Source organism: Paenibacillus sp. FSL W8-1187 (assembly GCF_037965485.1).
Lineage (GTDB): Bacteria > Bacillota > Bacilli > Paenibacillales > Paenibacillaceae > Paenibacillus_O > Paenibacillus_O pasadenensis.
On sequence record NZ_CP150181.1, the window covers coordinates 1,440,822 to 1,462,191 of the forward strand.

12 protein-coding genes and 1 pseudogene are annotated in these 21,370 nt (G+C 63.6%); 12 read left to right on the forward strand and 1 reads right to left on the reverse strand.

Annotation, left to right across the window (positions count from 1 at the left end):
- Window positions 1–23 precede the first annotated feature (23 nt).
- From NYE40_RS06250 to NYE40_RS06275, 6 genes and pseudogenes are all read left to right on the forward strand, one after another.
- Window positions 24–1,139, forward strand: coding sequence for an MBL fold metallo-hydrolase (locus NYE40_RS06250; RefSeq protein WP_028597918.1), 1,116 nt, complete (start codon window positions 24–26; stop codon window positions 1,137–1,139).
- Between the two features lie 239 nt (window positions 1,140–1,378).
- Window positions 1,379–2,446 (forward strand): Gfo/Idh/MocA family oxidoreductase, encoded by a 1,068-nt coding sequence (locus NYE40_RS06255; protein WP_028597919.1) that lies wholly within the window; start codon window positions 1,379–1,381, stop codon window positions 2,444–2,446.
- Between the two features lie 300 nt (window positions 2,447–2,746).
- Window positions 2,747–3,016, forward strand: a pseudogene (locus NYE40_RS06260) (Dabb family protein); the annotation flags it as partial.
- Between the two features lie 254 nt (window positions 3,017–3,270).
- Entirely contained in the window at window positions 3,271–4,035 is a 765-nt protein-coding gene (locus NYE40_RS06265) for an SDR family oxidoreductase (protein ID WP_028597920.1), read from the forward strand.
- Between the two features lie 587 nt (window positions 4,036–4,622).
- Window positions 4,623–5,300: a hypothetical protein gene (locus NYE40_RS06270; protein WP_028597922.1), complete on the forward strand. Its 678-nt coding sequence runs from the start codon at window positions 4,623–4,625 to the stop codon at window positions 5,298–5,300.
- Window positions 5,301–5,554: 254 nt separating this feature from the next.
- A complete protein-coding gene (locus NYE40_RS06275; RefSeq protein ID WP_028597923.1) occupies window positions 5,555–7,183 on the forward strand; it encodes an ATP-binding cassette domain-containing protein in 1,629 nt (542 codons plus the stop codon).
- 732 nt (window positions 7,184–7,915) lie between these two features.
- Here NYE40_RS06275 and NYE40_RS06280 read toward each other — a convergent pair.
- Complete coding sequence (locus NYE40_RS06280) at window positions 7,916–8,944, reverse strand: glycosyl hydrolase 53 family protein (RefSeq protein WP_043111029.1); 1,029 nt, start codon at window positions 8,942–8,944, stop codon at window positions 7,916–7,918.
- 446 nt (window positions 8,945–9,390) lie between these two features.
- Between NYE40_RS06280 and NYE40_RS06285 the strand changes: the two genes are divergently transcribed.
- The 6 genes from NYE40_RS06285 (at window position 9,391) to NYE40_RS06310 (ending at window position 20,660) form a co-directional block, all read left to right on the forward strand.
- Window positions 9,391–11,229: a sensor histidine kinase gene (locus NYE40_RS06285; RefSeq protein ID WP_339279567.1), complete on the forward strand. Its 1,839-nt coding sequence runs from the start codon at window positions 9,391–9,393 to the stop codon at window positions 11,227–11,229.
- A complete protein-coding gene (locus tag NYE40_RS06290) occupies window positions 11,226–12,800 on the forward strand; it encodes a response regulator (RefSeq protein WP_339279569.1) in 1,575 nt (524 codons plus the stop codon). Before NYE40_RS06285 ends, NYE40_RS06290 begins: the two co-directional genes overlap by 4 nt.
- A 2,110-nt stretch (window positions 12,801–14,910) precedes the next feature.
- On the forward strand, window positions 14,911–15,831 hold the full coding sequence (locus NYE40_RS06295; protein ID WP_028600397.1) for an ABC transporter permease subunit: 921 nt from the start codon (window positions 14,911–14,913) through the stop codon (window positions 15,829–15,831).
- 84 nt (window positions 15,832–15,915) lie between these two features.
- Window positions 15,916–16,782 carry a carbohydrate ABC transporter permease gene (locus NYE40_RS06300; protein ID WP_052333593.1) on the forward strand — a complete coding sequence of 289 codons (867 nt, stop codon included), beginning with the start codon at window positions 15,916–15,918 and terminating at the stop codon, window positions 16,780–16,782.
- A 33-nt stretch (window positions 16,783–16,815) separates the two neighbouring features.
- Window positions 16,816–18,396: a DUF3502 domain-containing protein gene (locus NYE40_RS06305; protein WP_339279572.1), complete on the forward strand. Its 1,581-nt coding sequence runs from the start codon at window positions 16,816–16,818 to the stop codon at window positions 18,394–18,396.
- Window positions 18,397–18,584: 188 nt separating this feature from the next.
- A complete protein-coding gene (locus tag NYE40_RS06310; RefSeq protein WP_101808687.1) occupies window positions 18,585–20,660 on the forward strand; it encodes a beta-galactosidase in 2,076 nt (691 codons plus the stop codon).
- Window positions 20,661–21,370 lie beyond the last annotated feature (710 nt).

The following is a 21,370-nucleotide window of genomic DNA, read 5'->3' on the forward strand; positions in this document are numbered from 1 at the left end:
CAGCCGGCGAAAGGGTGACCAACATGGCCAAGTCCAAATTCGGCAACATGGATCCTGTCTCGACGCAAAAGACGTCCAAGCACTTCAAGCGCTGGAGGCAGGAAAAGATCTGGAACCGTCAAGGCAAGGACTACTCGTTCTGCGTCCCGAACAGCCCGCCGGATCTGGAGTTCCTTCATCATAACCGGAGCAAGCCGTCCATGACGTGGATCGGCCACTCGACGTTCCTGCTGCAGCTGGCCGGCGTCAACATCGTCACCGACCCCGTCTGGGCGGGCAAGATGGCGTTCCAGCGCAGGCTGACGCCGCCGGGCGTGCCGCTCGAGTCGATGCCGCCGGTCGATCTGGTGCTCGTCTCGCATTCGCATTACGACCATCTGCATATGGCGTCGCTGCGCCGTCTCGGCGGCTCCAAGACGATCCTCGTGCCGGCCGGCCTCGGGGCGAAGCTCAAGGCGAAGGGCTTCCCGCGCGTGCATGAGCTGCATTGGTGGGAAAGCTATCACTTCCGCGGCCTCAAGCTGACGTTCGTGCCGAGCCAGCACTGGACGCGCCGCAATCCGTGGGACATGAACGCCTCTCACTGGGGCGGCTGGGTCATCCAGCCCGAGCACGGGCTGGACCACGAGCCGGGCGAGGGCACGCTGGGCGGCGTCCGCTCCCATCCGCCGCGTCCGGATGAGGCAGGCGGGCCCGGCGGCTTGGAGGAAGGAGCAGCAGCGGAAAATGGCGCTTCCGCCGCGGACGCCGGGCCGTTCGATCCGTTCCATCCGGACGCCGAACGGCCTCGCGCCGGACTGTATCCGACGGTCTATTTCGCCGGAGACAGCGGCTATTTCCGCGGCTTCGCGGACATCGGCCGCAAGTTCCGCATCGACGTGGCGATGCTGCCGATCGGAGCGTACGATCCGGAGGAGTTCATGGGACCGCAGCATACGACGCCGGAGCAGGCGCTGCAGGCGTTCCTCGACACGCGGGCGCGGCTGTTCGTGCCGATGCACTACGGCGCGTTCAAGCTCGCCGACGACACGCCGCAGGAGGCGCTGGACCGGCTGGAGAACGCGCGCCGGCAGGCGGGGCTCGAGGCCGGCCGGCTCGTGCTGCTGCCGCATGGGGAGACGTGGCGCATGAACGGCTGAGCGGACTCGCGACCGAGCGCGGAGATCTCGACCGAGGCGCGCATGGCGAAGCGTGAACGATCCGTTCCCGGCGAAGTATGGCCGCTGCGCCTGCGAAAAGCCGAGCCCGAAGCGCGGCGGCCGCCCGCCCTGCGACGCCAAGATCGCACAAAGACGCGCCACAACTCGTCCTCGATTGCTTTCGTGCCCAGTGGTATACTGAAGTCGACTTGTTCAATTGACAGGAGGACTCAGCTACTATGACCCATTCCCCGCTCCGTATCGGCATCATCGGCGCTGGCGCGATCGGCAACGTGCATATGGATACGATCAAAAAAATCCCGGAAGCGGAAATCGCGGCCGTAACCGACGCTTTCCTGCCGCTGGCGCAGCAGCGCGCCCAAGAGCACGGCATCGCCACCGTGCATGAGAGCCCGCAGCATCTGCTCGAGGACGCCAGCATCGACGCCGTCGTCGTCTGCGTGCCGAACCAGTTCCACGCTTCGCTGGCGATCGAGGCGCTCAAGCAGGGCAAGCATGTGCTGCTCGAAAAGCCGATGGCGATCAGCCTCTCGGACGCGCGCGCGATTCTCGATGCGAAGCTCGCATCGGGCAAGACGCTCATGGTCGCGCATCAGATGCGCTTCCTCGGCCTTAGCCGCGCGATCAAGGACATGATCGACGACGGCAAGCTCGGCCGCATCTACAACGCCAAGGCCGGCTGGTGGCGCAAGAAGGGCATCCCCGGCTGGGGCTCCTGGTTCACGCGCAAGGACATGGCCGGCGGCGGTCCGCTCATCGACATCGGCGTGCATATGCTCGATCTGTCGCTGTACATGATGGGCAACCCGCGCCCGGTCAGCGTCTTCGGCACGACCTACGCCGAGTTCGGCCCGCAGCGCAAAGGCGTCGGCGACTGGGGCACGCCCAACTGGGACGGCTACTATGATGTCGAGGATCTGGCGACGGCGCTGATCAAGATGGACAACGGCGCGACGCTGACGCTCGAAGTGAGCTGGGCGGCGCATGCCGCCGGACTCGGCGAGAATCCGTTCATCCACCTCATGGGCACCGAGGGCGGAGCCAGCTACTCCGGCAGCGCGGGCACCTACGTCACGCATGACGAGCAAGGCGTAGTCGAGCAGGACATCGTTCCGCTCGAGGGCGAGGAGGACCGCGTGCTCATGTTCCGCCATTTCATCGAGTGCGTGCAGACCGGCCGCGAGCCGATCAGCTCGGCCTTGACCGGCTTCACCGTCAACCGCGTCCTCGACGCGATCTACGAATCGTCCCGCACGGGCAGCGAAGTCAAGCTGAGCTGGAACTGACGCGCGAGCGACCCGGGCAGCGTGGAAGCGGCAAGGGACGGACGGCAAGCTGGAACAGACGCCGTGCGCTTCTTGGCCGCAGCGCGGACGGGAAGCGAGCGCGGACGCGATGAGCCGGGAAACCGGGAAGCCGGTTTCGGTTGCAGGCGAGTTTTGGACGCGATGCCGAGCGGCGAGGCTCGGCGCGTCCGGATTGGCGGCGGCTTAGAGCCGTCGCCTTTTTCTTTTTCAACCGTATCATTGATCTGACTGATGGAGAGGAGACCGGGCATGGAGCAGCGGCAGGGACGGATTCGGCATATGGTGATCTTCGATTTAAGGCATGAGGAGGGCTCGGCGGAAGAAGCGCGGTTTCTGGAAGACGGGATGCGAATTTTGACCTCGATCCCGGTCGTTCGGGCATTCGGGGCGTTCCGCCAGACATCCGCCAAGAACGACTATCGGTTCGGCTTCAGCATGGAATTCGACAGCCAGGCCGACTACGATGCGTACAATGCCCATCCGGCGCATGTGTCGTTCGTGGAGGAGCGTTGGCAGGCGGAAGTGAGCCGATTCCTGGAGATCGACTTCGATCTGGACGGCGCTGCGGGAGCGGCTGATGAATCAGCCGTTCTCCGCTCGGACCGCTCGGTCGATGCGGATGGGAGCTCTTCGGCCGGAGCGGACGAGGCTTCCCTTGCAGCTGGCGAGGCAACGGATCGATCCGCTGCAGCTGGCGCGGCAAGGGATCGATCCGCCCGTCCTGACGGCAAGCGGGAAGAGGCGGGACGATGAGCGCCGAACGCCAGCCGCAGACGGAAATCGGCGCTGACGGAGCGGGCGGCATCCGGCTCGACTTGTCGGGCCATGTCGCGCTCGTCACCGGATCGACGGGACAGCTCGGCCGCGTCATCGCGCGCACGCTGGCGCAGGCGGGAGCCGACATCGTGCTGCACTATCACGGCAACGAGGCCAAGGCAAGAGAGCTTCACGCCGAGCTGGCCGCTCTCGGGCGCAGCGTCATGATCGCCCAGGCGGATGTCACGCGGCTGGACTCCGTGCTGGCGATGGCGGGCGCGGCCGCGGCTTCCGGGATGAAGCCGGTCGACATCGTCGTCGCCAACGCGGTCGTCCAGTACAGCTGGACGTCCGTGCTGGAGCAGCCGGTGGAGGACTATGTCAGCCAGTTCGAGTCCTGCGTGCTGCAGAGCGTCCATCTGGCCAAAGCCTTCGTCCCGGCTATGCAGCAAGGCGGCTGGGGCAGGATGATCGGCATCAACACGGAGTGCGCGATGCAGAACTTTCCGACGCAGTCGGCCTACACGGCGGGCAAGCGCGGCATGGACGGCGTCTACCGCGTACTCGCCAAGGAAGTCGGAGCGGACGGAATCACGGTCAACCAGATTGCGCCCGGCTGGACGATCAGCGAGCGCGATCGCGAGAATGGCACCGAGCGCAGCGAAGGCTATGAAAGCTCCGTCCCTCTGCGCCGCCGCGGTACGGACCAGGAGATCGCCAACGCGGTCGCTTTCCTCGCCTCGGATCTCGCTTCGTTCATCACCGGCGCCTACCTGCCTGTGAACGGCGGCAACGTGATGCCGGCGATCTAGCGGGTCTGGACTTGTTTCGAACAGGCGTATCAGCAGGTATTAAGTCGAAAAGATCGAGTTACAACTGAGACGGTTCAACTTGGACAGCTGCAAGCCGAAAAAATCCGGTTAGAGGCTCTGCGGGAGCGAGCTAGACAGCTGCAAGCCGAAAAAATCCGGTTAGAGGCTCTGCTGGAGCGAGCTAGACAGCTGCAAGCCGAAAAAATCCGGTTAGAGGCTCTGCGGGAGCGAGCTAGACAGTTGCAAGCCGAAAAAATCCGGTTAGAGGCTCTGCTGGAGCGAGCTAGACAGCTGCAAGCCGAAAAAATCCGGTTACAGGCTCTGCCGGAGCGAGCTGGACGGCTGCAAGCCTAAAAAATCCGGTTAGAGGCTCTGCCGGAGCGAGCCAGACTGCTGCAACCAGGTTGGCGTCCCTGTGCAGGTAGACAGGACGTTTTCAAAGCTTTGGATTTCGTGGTTGCGAAATTTCCCTTTTTATTGTAGATTCGGATTTAGATTTCAATAGAAGCTAGTTGCTGCGTGAAGAACACGCCGCTTGCCCAGTGGGCAAGCGGCGTTTTTTATTCTTAGAATAAGGAGTGGTTGTAGTGGTAGATCTGCGGGTCAGCGAATTCATTGAGAAGGAGAGAAGCGGTGCAAAGGGTCAGCGACTTGAAATGCTGGAAAGAAATTTGCACGGCACCATCAAGCTGATAGAAACGGTCCTTTTCCCGGTCTTTGGTTCCTTGGATGGATTCAGGCTGGAGTATGAGTTCAAAAGTCCGAACGGCTATAATTTTTACGCGGACTTGTTCCACGAACCGCTTCAGACGGTTTTTGAGTGTGATGGGTATGTGCCGCATGCGGAGTTGTTGACCAGAGAACGATTTTCTATGGAGCGGCAAAGGATAAGAACAATGACTTTGTTCGGATATCGCTATTTGCCGTTTAGTTGGGACGAGCTGGATAAAAAAGGGGAGCAGTGCCGAAGAGCGGTATATGAATTGGTAGGGCGTTGCGGTCACGGAAACGCGAATCAAGGAATTCGAGCTCTCCCTATCCAAGATAGAGAGTTGCTGAGGCTGGCCGCTAATGGGCGAATCTTCCGTCAACCCGATGCACAAGCTTGGCTTGGACTTAAGGAGGATACCGTTCGCAAGATTACGCGCCGACTGATGGATCAAGGGTGGCTGGCTGCCAAAGGAAATGGAAATGCTCGGCATCATGCTTACCACATCACCGATAAGGGATGGAAGTTGTTTTGGGGAAATGGAGTCGGCTCATGAATAGGGGTTCTGCCCGTAGGAGAGGAGAGCGATCTTGCTAAAAGAGCAGGGATTTCGTAAACGAAGCGTTTCTAAACTATGATGTCGCCTGCAGCCCTCCCTCGTTTCCCACGATTCCGAATCTTATGCTATACTGAAGGAAGTCTGTTTTTTTGCAGGGAAAGCGGGGCTGCGGCCGATCCGGTCCCTGCCCGAGACGATGAGGCAAGGCGGACATCCGCCTAATCCATAGATGAAGGACGGGATTTCCACATATGATCAGCACTAGCGGCATTTCGCTTCGCTACGGCAAGCGGGCGCTTTTCGAAGACGTCAACATCAAGTTCACCCCCGGCAACTGCTACGGCCTGATCGGGGCGAACGGAGCGGGCAAGTCGACGTTCCTGAAGATCCTCTCCGGCGAGATCGAGCCCAACACGGGCGAGGTCCACATCACGCCGGGCGAGCGGATGGCCGTGCTCAAGCAGAACCATTTCGAATACGACGAGGTTCCGGTCCTCATGACCGTCATCATGGGCCACAAGAAGCTCTATGACGTCATGAACGAAAAGAACGCGCTGTACGCCAAGTCCGACTTCACGGACGAGGACGGCATGCGCGCGGGCGAGCTCGAGGCCGAGTTCGCCGACATGAACGGCTGGGAAGCGGAGTCCGAGGCAGCCGAGATGCTGAACGGCCTCGGCATCACGCCGGACCTGCACGACAAGCTCATGAAGGAGCTTGACGGCAACGCGAAGATCCGCGTCCTGCTGGCGCAAGCGCTGTTCGGCACGCCGAACATCCTGCTGCTCGACGAGCCTACCAACCACTTGGATATGCAGTCGATCGAATGGCTCGAGAAGTTCCTTTCCACCTATGAAGGCACCGTCGTGGTCGTCAGCCATGATCGCCACTTCCTGAACCAGGTGTGTACGCATATCGCGGACATCGACTTCGGCAAGGTCCAGATGTACGTCGGCAACTACGACTTCTGGTACGAGTCCAGCCAGCTGGCGCTCGCGCTGCAGCGCGACGCCAACAAGAAAAAAGAAGACAAGGTCAAGGAGCTGCAGGCGTTCATCCAGCGCTTCAGCGCCAACAAGTCCAAGTCCAAGCAGGCGACGAGCCGCAAAAAGATGCTCGACAAGATCACGCTCGACGACATCCGTCCTTCGAGCCGCAAGTATCCGTTCATCAACTTCAAGGGCGAGCGCGAGGCGGGCAAGCAGATCCTGCTGATCGAGGGCATCTCCAAAAACGTCGACGGCGAGCAGCTGCTGAGCAACTTCACGCTTACGGTCAACAAGGGTGACAAGATCGCCTTCGTCGGACCGAACACGCTGCCGAAAACGGCGCTGTTCCAGATCATCACGGGCGAGTCCGAAGCCGATGCCGGCACGTACCAATGGGGCATTACGACGATCCAGGGCTACTTCCCCAAGGACAACTCCAAGTACTTCGACGGCGTGGAGATGAACCTCGTCGACTGGCTGCGGCAGTACTCCAAGGATCAGGATGAGTCGTTCATCCGCGGCTTCCTCGGACGGATGCTGTTCTCCGGCGACGAGGCGCTCAAGAAGGCGAGCGTGCTCTCCGGCGGCGAGAAGGTCCGCTGCATGCTGTCCAAGATCATGCTGTCCGGCGCGAACGTGCTCGTCATGGACGAACCGACCAACCACTTGGACCTCGAGTCCATCACCGCGCTCAACAACGGCCTGATCGACACGGACTGCACCGTGCTGTTCACGTCGCATGACCATCAGTTCGTGCAGACGATCGCCAACCGCATCATCGAGATCACGCCAGGAGGCGTCATCGACCGCCTCATGACCTACGAGGAGTACCTCGAGAGCGACGATGTAAAGGCGATGCGCGACCGCCTTTACGCCGGTCAGCCGAGCTAGAGCTTATATCGAAAAGAACCGCCGCTTCCCGATTCGGGAAGCGGCGGTTTTTGCGTGGAAGGCTTGCCGGAACGCACAGCGGCGAAGCTGCTGCGCCGGATGGCGGGGGGCAACCGGATTATACCGGGTTGCAGAAACGTGAAGGGCTCGCCGGAGCCGCGCCGCCGGATTATATCGGGTTGCAGAAACGTGAAGGGCTCGCGGGAGCCGTGCAGCCGGATTATATCGGGTTGCAGAGACGTGAAGGGCTCGCCAGAGCCGCGCCGCCGGATTATATCGGGTTGCAGAGACGTGAAGGGCTCGCGGGAGCCGTGCAGCCGGACTATATCGGGTTGCAGAGACGCAATGGGCTCGCCGGAGCCGTGCACCCGGATTATATCGGGTTGCAGAAACGTGATGGGCTCGCCGGAGCCATGCACCCGGATTTTATCCGGTTGCAGAGATGTGAAGGGCTCGCGGGAGCCGTGCAGCCGGATTATATCGGGTTGCAGAGACGCAATGGGCTCGCCGGAGCCGCGCAGCCGGATTATATCGGGTTACAGAGACGTGAAGGGCTCGCTGGAGCCGCGCAGCCGGATTATATCGGGTTGCAGCGCCCCCAGCGAGCCCGCCATAAGCGTGCGGCCGAATTCTCGGCCACGAGGCCGCGCCCTGCCTCTCCGCGGCCACGAGCCCGCCGCCCTGCCTCGCCGCAGCTGCCTCGCCGCAGCTCGCGCCGCGCCCGGCCGCCGGCTAGTTCAAGAAGCCGTCGAGCGCGATCGTCGGCTTGCCGTCGGCCTGCCAGGCGCCCTTGTTGTAGCCGCCGTTGTAGCCCGGCGTCGACTGCGGCTCCCAGTAGAACACGCCGAGGCCTTTGCCGCCGGAGATGTTCCGGATCTTCGTCTTGATATCGGCGATGAAGCTCTTCGACGCGGCCGGCTGATTGTAGTCGAGGCCGATCTCGCAGATCATGACGCTTTTGCCGTAGCGGGCGATCATGTCATTGGCATTGGCGACGGTCTGCGTCACCTTCGTCTGCCAGTCGGAGACGGACGGATAGAGCGACATGCCGATGTAGTCGAACGTCGCGCCGTTCGCGATCAGCCCGCCGATGTTCCAGACGAACAGCGCGTTGTCGTAGCCGTTGGCCAGATGCACGATCGTCTTGGTCGACGGAAAGATGCTCTTGACCGCGTTGTTGCCCGTATTGACGAGCCAGGCGTAGTTCTTCATATTGACGGACGCGCGGCCGTCCTGCCACAGCATGCCGTCGTTCGTCTCGTTGCCAATCTGCACCCAGTCCGGCGTGACGCCCTTCGCCTTCATCGTGTTCATGACGTATACGGTATGCGACCAGACGGCGTCCATCAGCTGATTGAAGGTGAAGCCGGTCCACGCATAGGGCTTCGTCTGCTTGCCGGGATCGGCCCACGAGTCGCTGTAATGAAGCGACAGCATGACGCTCATGCCCTGCGCCTTTGCCCGCGCCGCCAGCTCGGCCGCCTTGTCGGCGTTCAGGTAGCCGTTGCCGTAGTCGCTCATATTCGGATTGACCCACACGCGGATGCGGGCGGAGTTCAGTCCGTAGTCGTTTTTGAGAATGTTGAAGATGTCCCGCGTGACGCCGTTTTTATCCTTCCACTTGTAGCCCTGCGCCTCCATGGCCGCCACCCAGCTGATGTCGGCTCCTTTGGCGAAGGCCGGCGCTGCCTCCGCCTTGCCGCCGACCCCAGCGCCGGCGCCCTCCCATGCCGGAGCGAGCAGCAGGAGCAGCGCCGCCATCAGGATGGCGGCCGTCTGCTTCCATCTGCGCTTCCAGGCTTGCCGTCCGCTGCCAGGCCGCTCATGCTTTTCGCCAAGTCGAGCCGGGGTTTCCTGCAGCTGTCCGCCTAGCGGCGTCTCATGCGCTTCTTCCTGCCTTTGTCCGGATTGTCCCAATCGATTCATTCCTCATCTTCCTCCTTGCGAAGTGGATTCCTCTGTATCGTAAGCGCTTACCAAGATTTCCCGACAGTGAGCGCAGCCATGATTTCTTATCCACATTCAACGACGAAGGGGACCGGCGGCGGCAGCGGCTCTGGCGGGGACCGCAGCGATTGCGGTATCCGCTTCCGCCATCGTGGAAAACATATAAAAAAGCGTTGCCCCGCGCAGTAGGCATCCGGCGGGCGGTAAAGGTACAATGGGGTATTAGTTCTCAAAACTCCTACCGGGTGGAGGCGGCAGCGATGTCAGGAGCGAAGAGAAAGTCCTATATCCCTTATTCCTATAAAATGATGATTCCGTACCTGCTGCTCGTGCTCGTCACCGACGCCCTGATCGGCACGATCTCGTACCGGATGCTCGTCGAGTCGCGGACGGAGATCGCGCGCACGAACATCCAGGCGGCGATGCAGCAGACCCGCACGAACATGCATTACCAGATGGAGGAGATCAAGCGCATCTCCGACACGCTGTTCGGCAGCGTGCCGTTCCAGCGCGCGCTGCAGAAGCGCGGCGACGAGCTGCAGGCGTATCTCACGATGCTCGACGAGATCGTGCCCAAGCTGCAGGAGCCGCTGCAGCTGTTCGGCAACCCGCTGCGCATCGAGCTGTACACGACGAATCCCGATCTGTACGAGATCGAGGGCGACGATCCGTCGACGAAGATCGAGCGCAGCGACTACTATGTGCTGTCGGCGGACAGGCTGCGCGGGAGCGCCTGGGCCGAGCAGGCCGGAGCCGGCGATGGCAGCCGCTGGATGCAGGTGGAGAGCGACGCGGAGCATCGGCAGCTGTCGCATTTGACGCGTCTCCTTTCCTACAGCGACTATCAGACGGCGATCGGCTACATCCGCATCACGGCGCGGCTCGACGACCTGCTCGGACGGTTCGACGCATTCCCCGTGGAGAAGGGCATGACGCTGCGCCTGCTCGACCAGCCGAGCGGACGGACGCTGTACGAAAAGGGCGACGCCCACGAGGCGGACGCGCCCGGCCATCTGACGCTGAGCGAGGCGGTGCCGGGCAGCGGCTACGTCATCCAGGCGGTCGTATCGCAGCGCTATCTGCAGGAGGACGCGCGCCGGCTCGGCCTCGTCATCGTCGGCGTCTGCTCGGTCAGCTTCGCCGTGATGGCGCTCATCGGCTTCATGGTGGCGCGGCTGTCCGGGCGCAAGATGCGCAAGATCGTGACGCTCGTGCAGTCGTTCCAGGACGGCAGCCTCGAGAAGCGGATCCGCTTCTCCGGCAAGGACGAGTTCGTGCAGATCGCCGATGCGTTCAACACGATGGCCGAGCATGTCAAGGAGCTGATCAGCAGCGTGTTCGCGCAAGGGCAGAAGCGCAAGCAGGCGGAGCTCGAGGCGCTGCAGGCGCAGATCAACCCGCATTTCCTGTACAACACGCTGTCCACGATCAGCAGCCTCGCCAACATGGGCGAGACGCGCCAGGTGACGGAGATGGTCAAGGGGCTGTCGCGCTTCTACCGGCTGTCGCTCAACGAGGGGCGCGTGCTCATCCCGCTCGGCCAGGAGCTGGAGCAGGTGCTGACGTATCTCGACATCCAGCGGGTGAAGTACGCCGACGCCTTCTCGGTGCATCTGGACGCGGAGCCGGACATCGGCGAGCTGCGGGTGATGAAGCTGATCCTCCAGCCGTTCGTGGAAAATGTGTTCAAGCATGCCTGGTACGGCGAGAGCATCGCCATCCGCATCACGGCCCGCCGGCTCGGCGCCGATCTGGAGCTCAAGGTGATCGACAACGGCGTCGGCATGAACGCCGAGGCGCTGAAGCGGCTGCGCTCCGGCACGGCCGGCTCCGCTGCCGCGCCTGCCGCATCCGGCCTCGCGGGCGAGCCGTCCGCTCCCGCTCCGGCAGCCGCGATCCGGGCGTCCGGCTCTGCCGGCGCAGGCGGCAGCTACGGCCTCCGCAACGTCGACGAGCGCATCCGGCTGCGCTACGGGGAACGCTACGGCATCGAGGTCGGCAGCGTCTTTGGCGGCGGGACGACGGTGCGCATCCTGCTCCCCGCCGAGGGCGAGTGGGAGGACGGCATCGTGCGGGAAGAAAAGGAGGAAGGCCGATGAACGAAGCAATGCCGATCCGGGTGCTGCTCGTCGACGACGAGGCCGTCGATCTGGAATGGCTGCGCCGGCGCGTCGCGGGAAGCGGCCTGCCGGTGCAGGTGGCGGGCACGGCGAGCAGCGGCTTCGCCGCGCTCGACCTGCTGCAGCGCGAGCAGGTCGACGTCATCCTGACGGACATCCGCATGCCGATCATGAGCGGCATCGAGTTCGCCCGCCGCGCGAAGGAGGCCCGCCCGCATGTGAAGATCGTGTTCATCAGCGGCCATGAGGACTTCCACTATGCCAAGGAGGCGCTGCGGCTGAGCGCGTCCGGCTATCTGCTCAAGCCGGTCGACGACGAGGAGCTGCTGGCGATGCTCGGCACGCTCTGCCGCGACGTCGAGCAGGAGAAGCGGGCGAGCCGCAGCGTCTCGGAGGCGCTGTCGCTGGCGGCGCGGGAGCTGCTGCTGCGCTGGCTCGGCGGGGACCGCTCGCCGCTGCTGGAGGAGCATCTGCAGCCCTACCTGCTGCCGGCCGCCGAGCACGGCGCCAGCTGCGCGCTGATCGAGATCGACGATCTGGAGTGGAAGGCCGCGGCGCTGGGCGAGGCGGAGCGCGACCGCCATATCGCCGCGATGGGCGCGTTCCTGCACGACTTCGCGGAGCGCCGGCAGCTCGGGCTCATGCTGGCCGGCCTGCCGGGCGCGCGGGCCGTGCTGATCGCGCGGGCGGGCGCGGACCCGCGGCTCGAGGAGCTCGTCGCCGAGCTCGCGCGCCGCTTCCCGTTGACGGTCACGATCGGCGTAGGCCGTCCGGCGGCGCGCTGGCAGGAGCTGCCGGAGTCGTACCGAGAGGCGCAGGCGGCGCTGAGCGCCAAATGGCTGCTCGGCAAAAACCGCGTCCTGCGCGAGAGTCCCGAGCCGCTCGGCGACGAAGGTCCGTCCGCCGCCCAGGAGGCGGTCGTCGACCGGATGCTCGCCGCCATCCTGCAGTACGATCTCGTCGAGATCGACGACTGCCTGCTGGAGCTGTTCGGCGGCTCCGGCCGGCTCCGCCGCAGCGAGGCGTACCCGCTCGTGCTGCGCCTGACGTCCAAGCTGCATGCCGACCTGCAGGCGATGGACGAGAACCTGTACGAGCTGCTCAAGTGGGACACGCATGAGCCCGGCGTCATGTTCCAGTTCGAGACGATGAACGACCTGCTTTCCTGGCTGCGCAAGCGGCTGTTCGAGCTGTCGGAGCTGCTGCTCATCAAGAGCCGCCGCCACAGCCGCAAGCTGATCGACGAGATCAAGGCCTATGTCGAGGAGCGGCTGGAGCAGAAGGTGACGCTCAAGGAGACGGCCGCCCGGTTCAGCTTTACGCCGAACTACCTTGGACATCTGTTCAAGGAGGAGACCGGCCAGCATTTCAGCGACTATCTGCTCGAGCGCAAGCTGAAGCTCACCTGCGCCCTGCTCGAGGAGCCGACGCTCAAGATCTACGAGATCGCCGATCGGATGGGCTACAAGAACATCGTCTACTTCAACCGCCAGTTCAAGCAGGCGACCGGCATGTCGCCGGGCGAATACCGCAAGAAGGCGGGCATATAGCCCGCTTTTTTTGGCGTTAAAGAGGTTGCGCAAACCGAGCCAATCCGGTGGACAAGAAGCCCGCTGCGCGAGCCGAGCCACTCTGATGGACAAGAAGCCCGCTGCGCGAGCCGAGCCTTTCTCCGATTCCACTGGAAGCCGGATGCCCTGATTGCCCGACCTCCTAGGCGGAGGCCATCCGTCTTCCAAGAGGACCGCTGCCGCTTCTCCGAAAGGCATCGTCTCGCTTCGCTTGCCTTGTCCCTGCGTCGCCTGCTCCCCCATTTTTTGGGAGAGTGGGCCGTCCCCCGCATACCTGGGGGACGGCAGCTCGCTCGGCACGCGGCCGAACCGGTCGGAGTTGCGCGGAAAACCGAGTAACTCGGGCAAACAGGGGCCGAACTGGTCGGAGATGCGCGGAAAACCGAGTAACTCGGGCAAACAGGGGCCGAACTGGTCGGAGATGCGCGGAAAAACCGAGTAACTCGGGCAAACGGAGGTCCGAACGGTCGGAGATGCGCGGAAAAACCGAGTAACTCGGGCAAACGGAGGTCCGAACGGTCGGAGATGCGCGGAAAAACCGAGTAACTCGGGCAAGCAGGGGCCGAACTGGTCGGAGATGCGAGGTCAAATCAAGTAACTCCGGTAGGCAGGCGTGTCGGTTAGAGCCTGAAAGCCGGGCTAGTGAGCCGCTGTAAGCCGATTTATTCGGGTTAGAGCCCGAAAGCCGGGCTGGCGAGCCGTTGCAACCCGATTTATTCGGGTTGGAGCCTGAAAGCCGGGCTAGTGAGCCGCTGTAAGCCGATTTATTCGGGTTGGAGCCTGAAAGCCGGGCTGGCGAGCCGCTGTAAGCCGATTTATTCGGGTTGGAGCCTGAAAGCCGGGCTGGCGAGCCGCTGTAAGCCGATTTATTCGGGTTAGAGACTGAAAGCCGGGCTGGCGAGCCGCTGCAACCCGATTTATTCGGGTTGGAGCTTAAAAGACGGGCTAGTGAGCCGCTGTAAGCCGATTTATTCGGGTTAGAGCCTGAAAGCCGGGCTAGTGAGCCGCTGTAAGCCGATTAATTCGGGTTGGAGCCTGAAAGCCGGGCTAGTGAGCTGCTGCAACCCGATTTATTCGGGTTAGAGCCCGAAAGCCGGGCTGGCGAGCCGCTGTAAGCCGATTTATTCGGGTTAGAGCCTGAAAGCCGGGCTAGTGAGCTGCTGCAACCCGATTTATTCGGGTTAGAGCCTGAAAGCCGGGCTAGTGAGCTGCTGCAACCCGATTTATTCGGGTTAGAGCCTGAAAGCCGGGCTGGCGAGCCGCTGTAAGCCGATTTATTCGGGTTAGGGCAGAGAGACGAGCTTGCGGGCAGCTAGAACCCAATTTTCCCGGGGGTTCAGTTCGTTATAGAAGCTTTCGAGGGTTCCGGAGAATGCGATCAAGAAATCCTGGTTACATGGAGATCGGAGCGAGTCTCTACGAAGCGGAGCGGGGGCGGCATTAGCGTCTAACCGATTGTATCGGTGATAGGGCTAGTCGGTGATGAGCGAAGGCAGCGAACCTATCGTCGAAACCAGAGAGCGAAGCGGACGGGGGCTCGTGGAGAAGCGGCAGCGGTTCCCTTGGAGGCCGGATTCCTTCCGTTTTGGAAAATGGGATCAAAGGAATCTGGGCTCCAGGGAGATCGGAACGAGTCCCCGCTCCGCGAAGCGGATACCGGTTTCTATGCCCGCACTGCCGCGCTGCCCGCGCTGCCCGCTCTGCGCTCTGCCCGCTCTGCCGCTCCGCCCGCACTGCCGCGCTGCCCCGCTGCCCGCGCTGCCCGCTCTGCGCTCTGCCCGCACTGCCGCGCTGCCCGCTCCACCGCGCTGCCCGCTCTGCCGCTCCGCCCGCACTGCCGCGCTGCCCGCGCTGCCCGCACTGCCGCGCTGCCCGCTCCACCGCGCTGCCCGCTCCACCGCGCTGCCCGCGCTGCCGCTCTGCCCGCGCTGCCGCTCTGCCCGCACTGCTCGCCCGTTCCCGTCCCTTTCCCCTCCCGTTGAAAAAGTATCGGTTATTGTTGCTCCTCCCAATGTCGAAAAGCGGGCCTGCGGACCTATAATGGGACCGTAAGCCAGACTAGACCGCAACACCGAGAGGAGAGGGGCTCATGAACCGAGGCGGCTTTTGGTCGGACGTCAGCAAGTACCGCGTCCTCCTGCTCATGCTGCTGCCGGCCGTTCTGTTCTTCCTGCTGTTCGCCTACATCCCGATGGCCGGGATCGTGCTCGCGTTCAAGCAGTTCAATTACAACGGAGGCATTTTCGGCAGTCCGTGGAACGGACTCGACAACTTCCGGTTCTTCTTTGAATCCGGGGACGCCTGGCGGGTCACCCGCAACACGGCGCTGTACAATATCGCGTTCATCATCGTGAACAACGTGCTGCAGATCGCGGCGGCGATCCTGCTGTTCGAGGCGGCGCGGCCGTTCTTCCGCAAGATTTTCCAAACGATGCTGTTCCTGCCGTACTTCATCTCGTGGGTCGTCGTCGGGGCGATCGCCTACAACCTGTTCAACTACGACTACGGCATGCTGAACTCCGTGCTCGGCTGGCTTGGGATGGAGCCGATCGACGTGTACAACACGGCCGCCTACTGGCCGCTGCTGCTGGTCCTCATCTCGGCGTGGAAAGCGCTCGGCTACGGCACGGTCATGTACCTGGCCGCGATCACCGGCCTTGACCGCGAGATGTACGAGGCGGCGGAGATCGACGGCGCGAACATTTTCCAGCGCATCATCCACATCACGATCCCGAACCTGATGCCGACGCTCATCATCCTCATGCTGCTCGCCATCGGCAACATCTTCCGCGGCGACTTCGGGATGTTCTACAACATGGTCGGCACCAACGGCATCCTGTTCTCGACGACCGACGTCATCGACACGTACGTGTTCCGCGCGCTGACGGCGAACAACGACATCGGCATGTCGGCCGCGGCCGGCTTCTACCAGTCGATCCTCGGCTTCGTCACGATCCTCGTCGCCAACTGGGCGGTCCGCCGCTACGACAAGGACCGGGCGCTGTTCTAGAAAGGAGGTCCATCCGACATGAAAAACCAAGCTGCGATTGCGGCCGCATCCGATGCGGTCCGCAGCAAGGCGGTCCGCCGGGACATGCTGCTGTTCCGCATCATCGGCTACGCCGTGCTGGCGCTGCTCGCGCTGTACTGCTTCGTGCCGTTCCTGCTCGTGCTGTCCTCCTCGCTGACGAGCGAGAGCTCGATCATCGAGCACGGCTTCCAGCTGCTGCCGACGGAGTTCTCCACCGAGGCGTACTCGCTGCTGTTCCAGTACCCGGAGCAGATCCTGAGGGCTTACGGCGTCACGATCGGCGTGACGGCGCTCGGCACCTTCGCCGGACTGTTCCTGACGTCGATGACGGCGTACGTGCTGTCCCGCAAGGACTTCCGCTGGCGCAACTCGTTCTCGTTCTTCTTCTTCTTCACGACGCTGTTCAGCGGCGGGCTCGTCCCGTGGTACCTGCTCATCGTCAACTACCTGCAGCTCAAGGACACGTTCATCGTGCTCGTGCTGCCGATGCTGCTCAACGTGTTCTACATCATCGTCATGAAGTCGTTCATGAGCGGCATCCCGGAGGCGATCGTCGAGTCGGCCAAGATGGACGGCGCGGACGACTTCCGGATCTACTGGCAGCTCATCCTGCCGCTCGCCAAGCCGGCGCTCGCCACGATCGGACTGTTCCTGGCGCTCGGCTACTGGAACGACTGGTACAACGCGCTGCTGTTCGTCTCGAACGACAACCTGATGCCGCTCCAGTACTACCTGTACAAGATGCTCGGCAACATGGACGGCATGCGCAAGGCGCTCATCAGCTCCGGCGCGGTCGTGAGCCTCAGCATCCCGACGGAGAGCCTCAAGATGGCGATGACCGTCACCGCGATCGGGCCGATCCTGCTGGCCTATCCGTTCATCCAGCGCTACTTCGTGCAAGGCCTGACGATCGGGTCCGTGAAGGGCTAGTCCTTTCTTATACTCATATAGGGGGAACATTCCATGAAAATGAAAACGAAAAAAGCAACCCTGCTTCCGCTGGCAGCCGCGCTGTCGCTGACCGCCATCCTCTCCGCCTGCAGCGGCGGCGGCAATGCCGAGCCGTCCGCGGCTCCGACCGCCTCGCCGGCTCCGTCCGCAGCGGCGGGCGAGTCGTCCGGCGCGGTCGACACGTCGCAGGAGGTCAAGCTCAAGATGATCCTCGTCGGCGGCAAGCCGGTCGACTACGACAAGGTGTTCGGCGAGCTGAACGCCAAGCTCAAGGAGAAGATCAACGCGACGGTCGACGTCGAGTTCCTCGACTGGTCCGACTGGAACCAGAAGTACCCGCTCAAGTTCGCGGCGAACGAGGACTTCGACCTCGTGTACACGGCGAACTGGGCGTACTACAACGACCAGGCGCTGAAGGGCGGCTTCCTGGAGCTGACCGAGGATATGCTGAAGAAGTACGCGCCGCAGACGATGGAGAGCATGCCGGCCGTATCGTGGGACCAGGCCAAGGTGGACGGCAAGCTGTACATGGTGCCGAACAACAACGTCGAGGTCAACGACAAGGTCGTCCTGTACCGCGAGGACCTGCGCAAGAAGCACAACCTGCCGGAGATCAACAGCCTCGACACGTACGCCCAGTATTTGAAAGCGATTGCGGCGAACGAGAAGGGCATCATCCCTTACGGCGCGAAGGCCGGCGACGGCTGGAAATGGCATGAGATGGACCAGGCGACGCTGGAGCAGCACAACGACTGGAACCTCGTCGACACGACGCTGCCGCTCGCCTACAAGATGGACGATGCCACGGGCCAGATCTTCAACATCTACGACACCCAGGAGTTCAAGGATCTGCTCGTGTACTACAAGGATCTGGCGGACAGCGGCGTCTGGAGCAAAAACGTCGTCAGCAACAAAAACGACGTCTGGCAGGACATCAAGGCCGGCAAGGTCGCTTCCTATGCCGCCCAGAACCTCGGCACCGCCGGCTCCAACCTGGCCGAGATGCGCCGCGACAACCCGTCGCTCGAGGTCGCCATCGCCGACATCACGCCGGACGGCAAGAAGATCGCCGCCATCTCCACCCAGAACGGCATGGCGGTCCACGCGACGAGCAAAAATCCGGAGCGCTCGCTCATGCTGATCGACCTGCTTCAGAACGACAAGGAGATCCACGACCTGACGATGTACGGCATTTCCGGCGAGAACTACGTGCCGGAGGGCGACGACAAGTATACGGCCGGACCGGCCGCAGGCAACTACACCGGCTTCTCCAACTGGGGCTGGAACTCGCCGCTCAACCGCAAGGACGCGTCCTATCCGAAGGAAGCGGACGACATCTTCAACAGCTGGCAGTCCAAGATCTACCACTTCCCGCTGGAGACGTTCGTGTTCAACGGCGAGAAGGTCAAGGCGGAGGTCGCCAACATCGGCAACGTCATGACGCGCTACGCGATTCCGCTGGAATACGGCCTCATCAAGGACATCGACAAAGGCCACGCCGACCTGATCAAGCAGCTTAAGGCCGCCGGCATCGACAAGGTGCAGGCCGAGATGCAGGCGCAGGTGGACGCGTTCCTCGCAGCGCAGAAGTAAGGAAACGAGCGGCGGCCATGCCGCCCGGCTCCTGGCCTTGAGGAAAGGCGACAGAGCTAGGCCACAGCGCCGTCCCGCGATTTCATTCATCGGCAGGGCTGCAGGAGCCCGCGACCGTCGTCCGTCCAGCTGCAGCCGTCCCCTCGCGGGGGCGGCTCGCGGCTTTTCAACCGAGAGGAGAGGCTACTATGGCAAAAAAACTCAAATTCCCCCCGGTCAGCCCGAAGCTGCCCGTCATGATGCACGGAGCGGATTACAACCCAGACCAGTGGCAGCATGATCCCGCCGTCCTGGAGGAGGACATCCGCCTCATGAAGCTCGCCGGCTGCAACGTCATGTCCGTCGGCATCTTCGCCTGGGCGGCGCTGGAGCCGGAGGAAGGGCGCTTCGAGTTCGGCTGGATGGACCGGCTGCTGGACACGTTCGCCGAAAACGGCATCTACGCCTGGCTGGCGACGCCGAGCGGCGCGCGTCCGGCCTGGATGTCGGAGAAGTACCCCGAGGTGCTGCGCGTCGGGGCGAACCGTGTGCGCAACCTGCACGGCATGCGCCACAACCACTGCTACACGTCGCCGGCGTACCGCGAGAAGACGCGCCTCATGAACGCCAAGCTGGCGGAGCGCTACGCGCATCATCCGGCGGTGCTCGGCTGGCATATCTCCAACGAGTACGGCGGCGAATGCCACTGCGGCTATTGCCAGGACGCGTTCCGGGCGTGGCTCAAGGAGCGCTACGGCTCGCTGGACGCGCTGAACGCCGCCTGGTGGGCGACGTTCTGGAGCCATACGTACACGTCGTGGGAGCAGGTCGAGTCCCCGGCGCCGCACGGCGAGACGATGGTGCATGGCCACAACCTCGACTGGCGCCGCTTCGTGACGCATCAGACGGCGGACTTCTGCCGCGCCGAGATCGCGCCGCTGAAGGCGGCCAATCCGGAGCTGCCGGCGACGACGAACCTGATGGACCTGTTCTACGACCTCGACTACCGCGAGCTCGCCAAGGTCATCGACGTCGTCAGCTGGGACGCCTACCCGATGTGGCATTCGCAGGCGAGCGACGCCGGCACGGCCGCCTGGTTCGCGTTCAACCACGACCTGTTCCGCTCGCTCAAGCAGCAGCCGTTCCTGCTCATGGAAAGCACGCCGAGCCTGACGAACTGGCAGCCGGTCAGCAAGCTCAAGCGTCCGGGCATGCATCGCCTCAGCTCGCTGCAGGCGGTGGCGCACGGCTCCGACTCGGTGCAGTATTTCCAGTGGCGCAAGAGCCGCGGCTCGAGCGAGAAGTTCCACGGCGCGGTCGTCGACCATGTCGGGCATGAGCATACGCGCGTGTTCCAGGACGTGGCCGAGCTCGGCCGCGAGCTGGCCGGGCTGACGGAGCTCGTCGGCACGGGCGTGCCGGCGGAGACGGCGATCGTCTTCGACTGGGACAACCGCTGGGCGGTGAACGACGCGCAGGGACCGCGCAACGGCGGCCTGCGCTACGAGCAGACGGTCGTGCAGCATTACAAGGCGCTGTGGGAAATGGGCGTGCCGGTCGACGTCATCGGCTCCGCCGATCCGCTGGACGGCTACAAGCTGTTGATCCTGCCGATGACGTACCTGCTGCGGCAGGACGCCGGCGAGCGCATCGAGGCGTTCGTGCGCGGCGGCGGCACGGTCGCGATGACGTACTGGAGCGGCGTCGTCGACGAGCATGACCTGTGCCGGCTGGACGGCTTCCCCGGACCGCTGCGGAAGGCGGCGGGCGTCTGGGCCGAGGAGATCGAGGGCTTGCACGACGGCGAGGAGAACCGCCTCGTGCTGCGCGAGGGCAATCCGCTCGGCCTGAGTGGCAGCTGGCGGATCCACGAGATCTGCGAGCTGATCCACGCCGAAGGCGCGGACGTCGTCGGCGAGTACGGCGAAGACTTCTACGCCGGGCGGCCGGCGCTGACGGTCCACGCCTTCGGCGAGGGCCGGGTGCACTACTTGGCCGCGCGCGTGGCCGATGAGGCGTTCTACGGGGCGTGGTACGGCGCGCTCGTCCGCGAGGCGGGCGTGGCGCGCGCGCTGGAGGCGGAGCTGCCGCCGGGCGTGACCGCGCAGCTGCGCAGCGACGGGGAGCACGACTACGTGTTCGTGCTCAACTTCTCCGGCGCGGCGGCGCAGGTGCGGCTCGGCGAGAGCGGACTCGTCCGCTTCGAGTCCGGCGAGCCGGCCGGCGCCGAGCTGGCCCTGCCGGCGCATGGCGCGGCGCTGCTGAAGCGCGCCGCGCGCCGCTAGCGCCGCGCGGAGCCGGGCGCAGAGCGCAGGCAGGCGGGGGCGCGCGGAGCCGGAGGTGCGAAGCGGTGCGGAGGCAGGCGGGAGCAGCGGCGAGCGGAGCAGGCGGCGGAGCGCAGGCAGGCGGGCGGAGCTGGCGTGGAGCCGGGCGCGGCGCGGTGTGCGCGGAGCCGGAGGTGCGAAGCGGTGCGGAGGCAGGCGGGAGCAGCGGCGAGCGGAGCAGGCGGCGGAGCGCAGGCAGGCGGGCGGAGCTGGTGCGGAGGCAGGTGCGGAGGCAGGTGCGGAGGCAGGCGGGCAGAGCTGGTGGGTAGGCGGGCGGAGCAGGCGGCGAACGGCGGAGCACAGGCAGGCGGGTGGCTGCGGAGCCGGTGCGTAGACGAGCTGGGCGAGCATCATGCGAGCGAGGTGGCCAGCCGGGGTTAGAGTTAGCAGACCAGGCGTATTCCGCTTCTGCTGCGGAGCCCGCGACCTCACGGCTGGCTAACGACGAATCAGCTTGTTAAAGCGCAGATTTCATCCCCCTCTAAAATCTAGCGACGCGTGAAGCGCTTAGCGAAGAAAATGGCCCCTGAATAAGCTGTGAACCGAGGATTTCGCAGTTCTTAGCGTCTGATTCGTCGTTAAATTTTCGAACAGGCTCAATCATGCCTTCTAAGCGTCTCAGCCGTCGTTAGAATGAGTCAGACCCTCGAATTGGCGCATCCCGTCAGCAG

Bases quoted from the DNA above. Each gene is read 5' to 3' on its own strand.
- NYE40_RS06310 (WP_101808687.1), top strand. From the start codon at position 18,585: ATGGCAAAAAAACTCAAATTCCCCCCGGTCAGCCCGAAGCTGCCCGTC.
- NYE40_RS06305 (WP_339279572.1), top strand. From the start codon at position 16,816: ATGAAAATGAAAACGAAAAAAGCAACCCTGCTTCCGCTGGCAGCCGCG.
- NYE40_RS06250 (WP_028597918.1), top strand. From the start codon at position 24: ATGGCCAAGTCCAAATTCGGCAACATGGATCCTGTCTCGACGCAAAAG.
- NYE40_RS06285 (WP_339279567.1), top strand. From the start codon at position 9,391: ATGTCAGGAGCGAAGAGAAAGTCCTATATCCCTTATTCCTATAAAATG.
- NYE40_RS06275 (WP_028597923.1), top strand. From the start codon at position 5,555: ATGATCAGCACTAGCGGCATTTCGCTTCGCTACGGCAAGCGGGCGCTT.
- NYE40_RS06290 (WP_339279569.1), top strand. From the start codon at position 11,226: ATGAACGAAGCAATGCCGATCCGGGTGCTGCTCGTCGACGACGAGGCC.
- NYE40_RS06255 (WP_028597919.1), top strand. From the start codon at position 1,379: ATGACCCATTCCCCGCTCCGTATCGGCATCATCGGCGCTGGCGCGATC.
- NYE40_RS06295 (WP_028600397.1), top strand. From the start codon at position 14,911: ATGAACCGAGGCGGCTTTTGGTCGGACGTCAGCAAGTACCGCGTCCTC.
- NYE40_RS06280 (WP_043111029.1), bottom strand. From the start codon at position 8,944: ATGGCGGCGCTGCTCCTGCTGCTCGCTCCGGCATGGGAGGGCGCCGGC.
- NYE40_RS06300 (WP_052333593.1), top strand. From the start codon at position 15,916: ATGCTGCTGTTCCGCATCATCGGCTACGCCGTGCTGGCGCTGCTCGCG.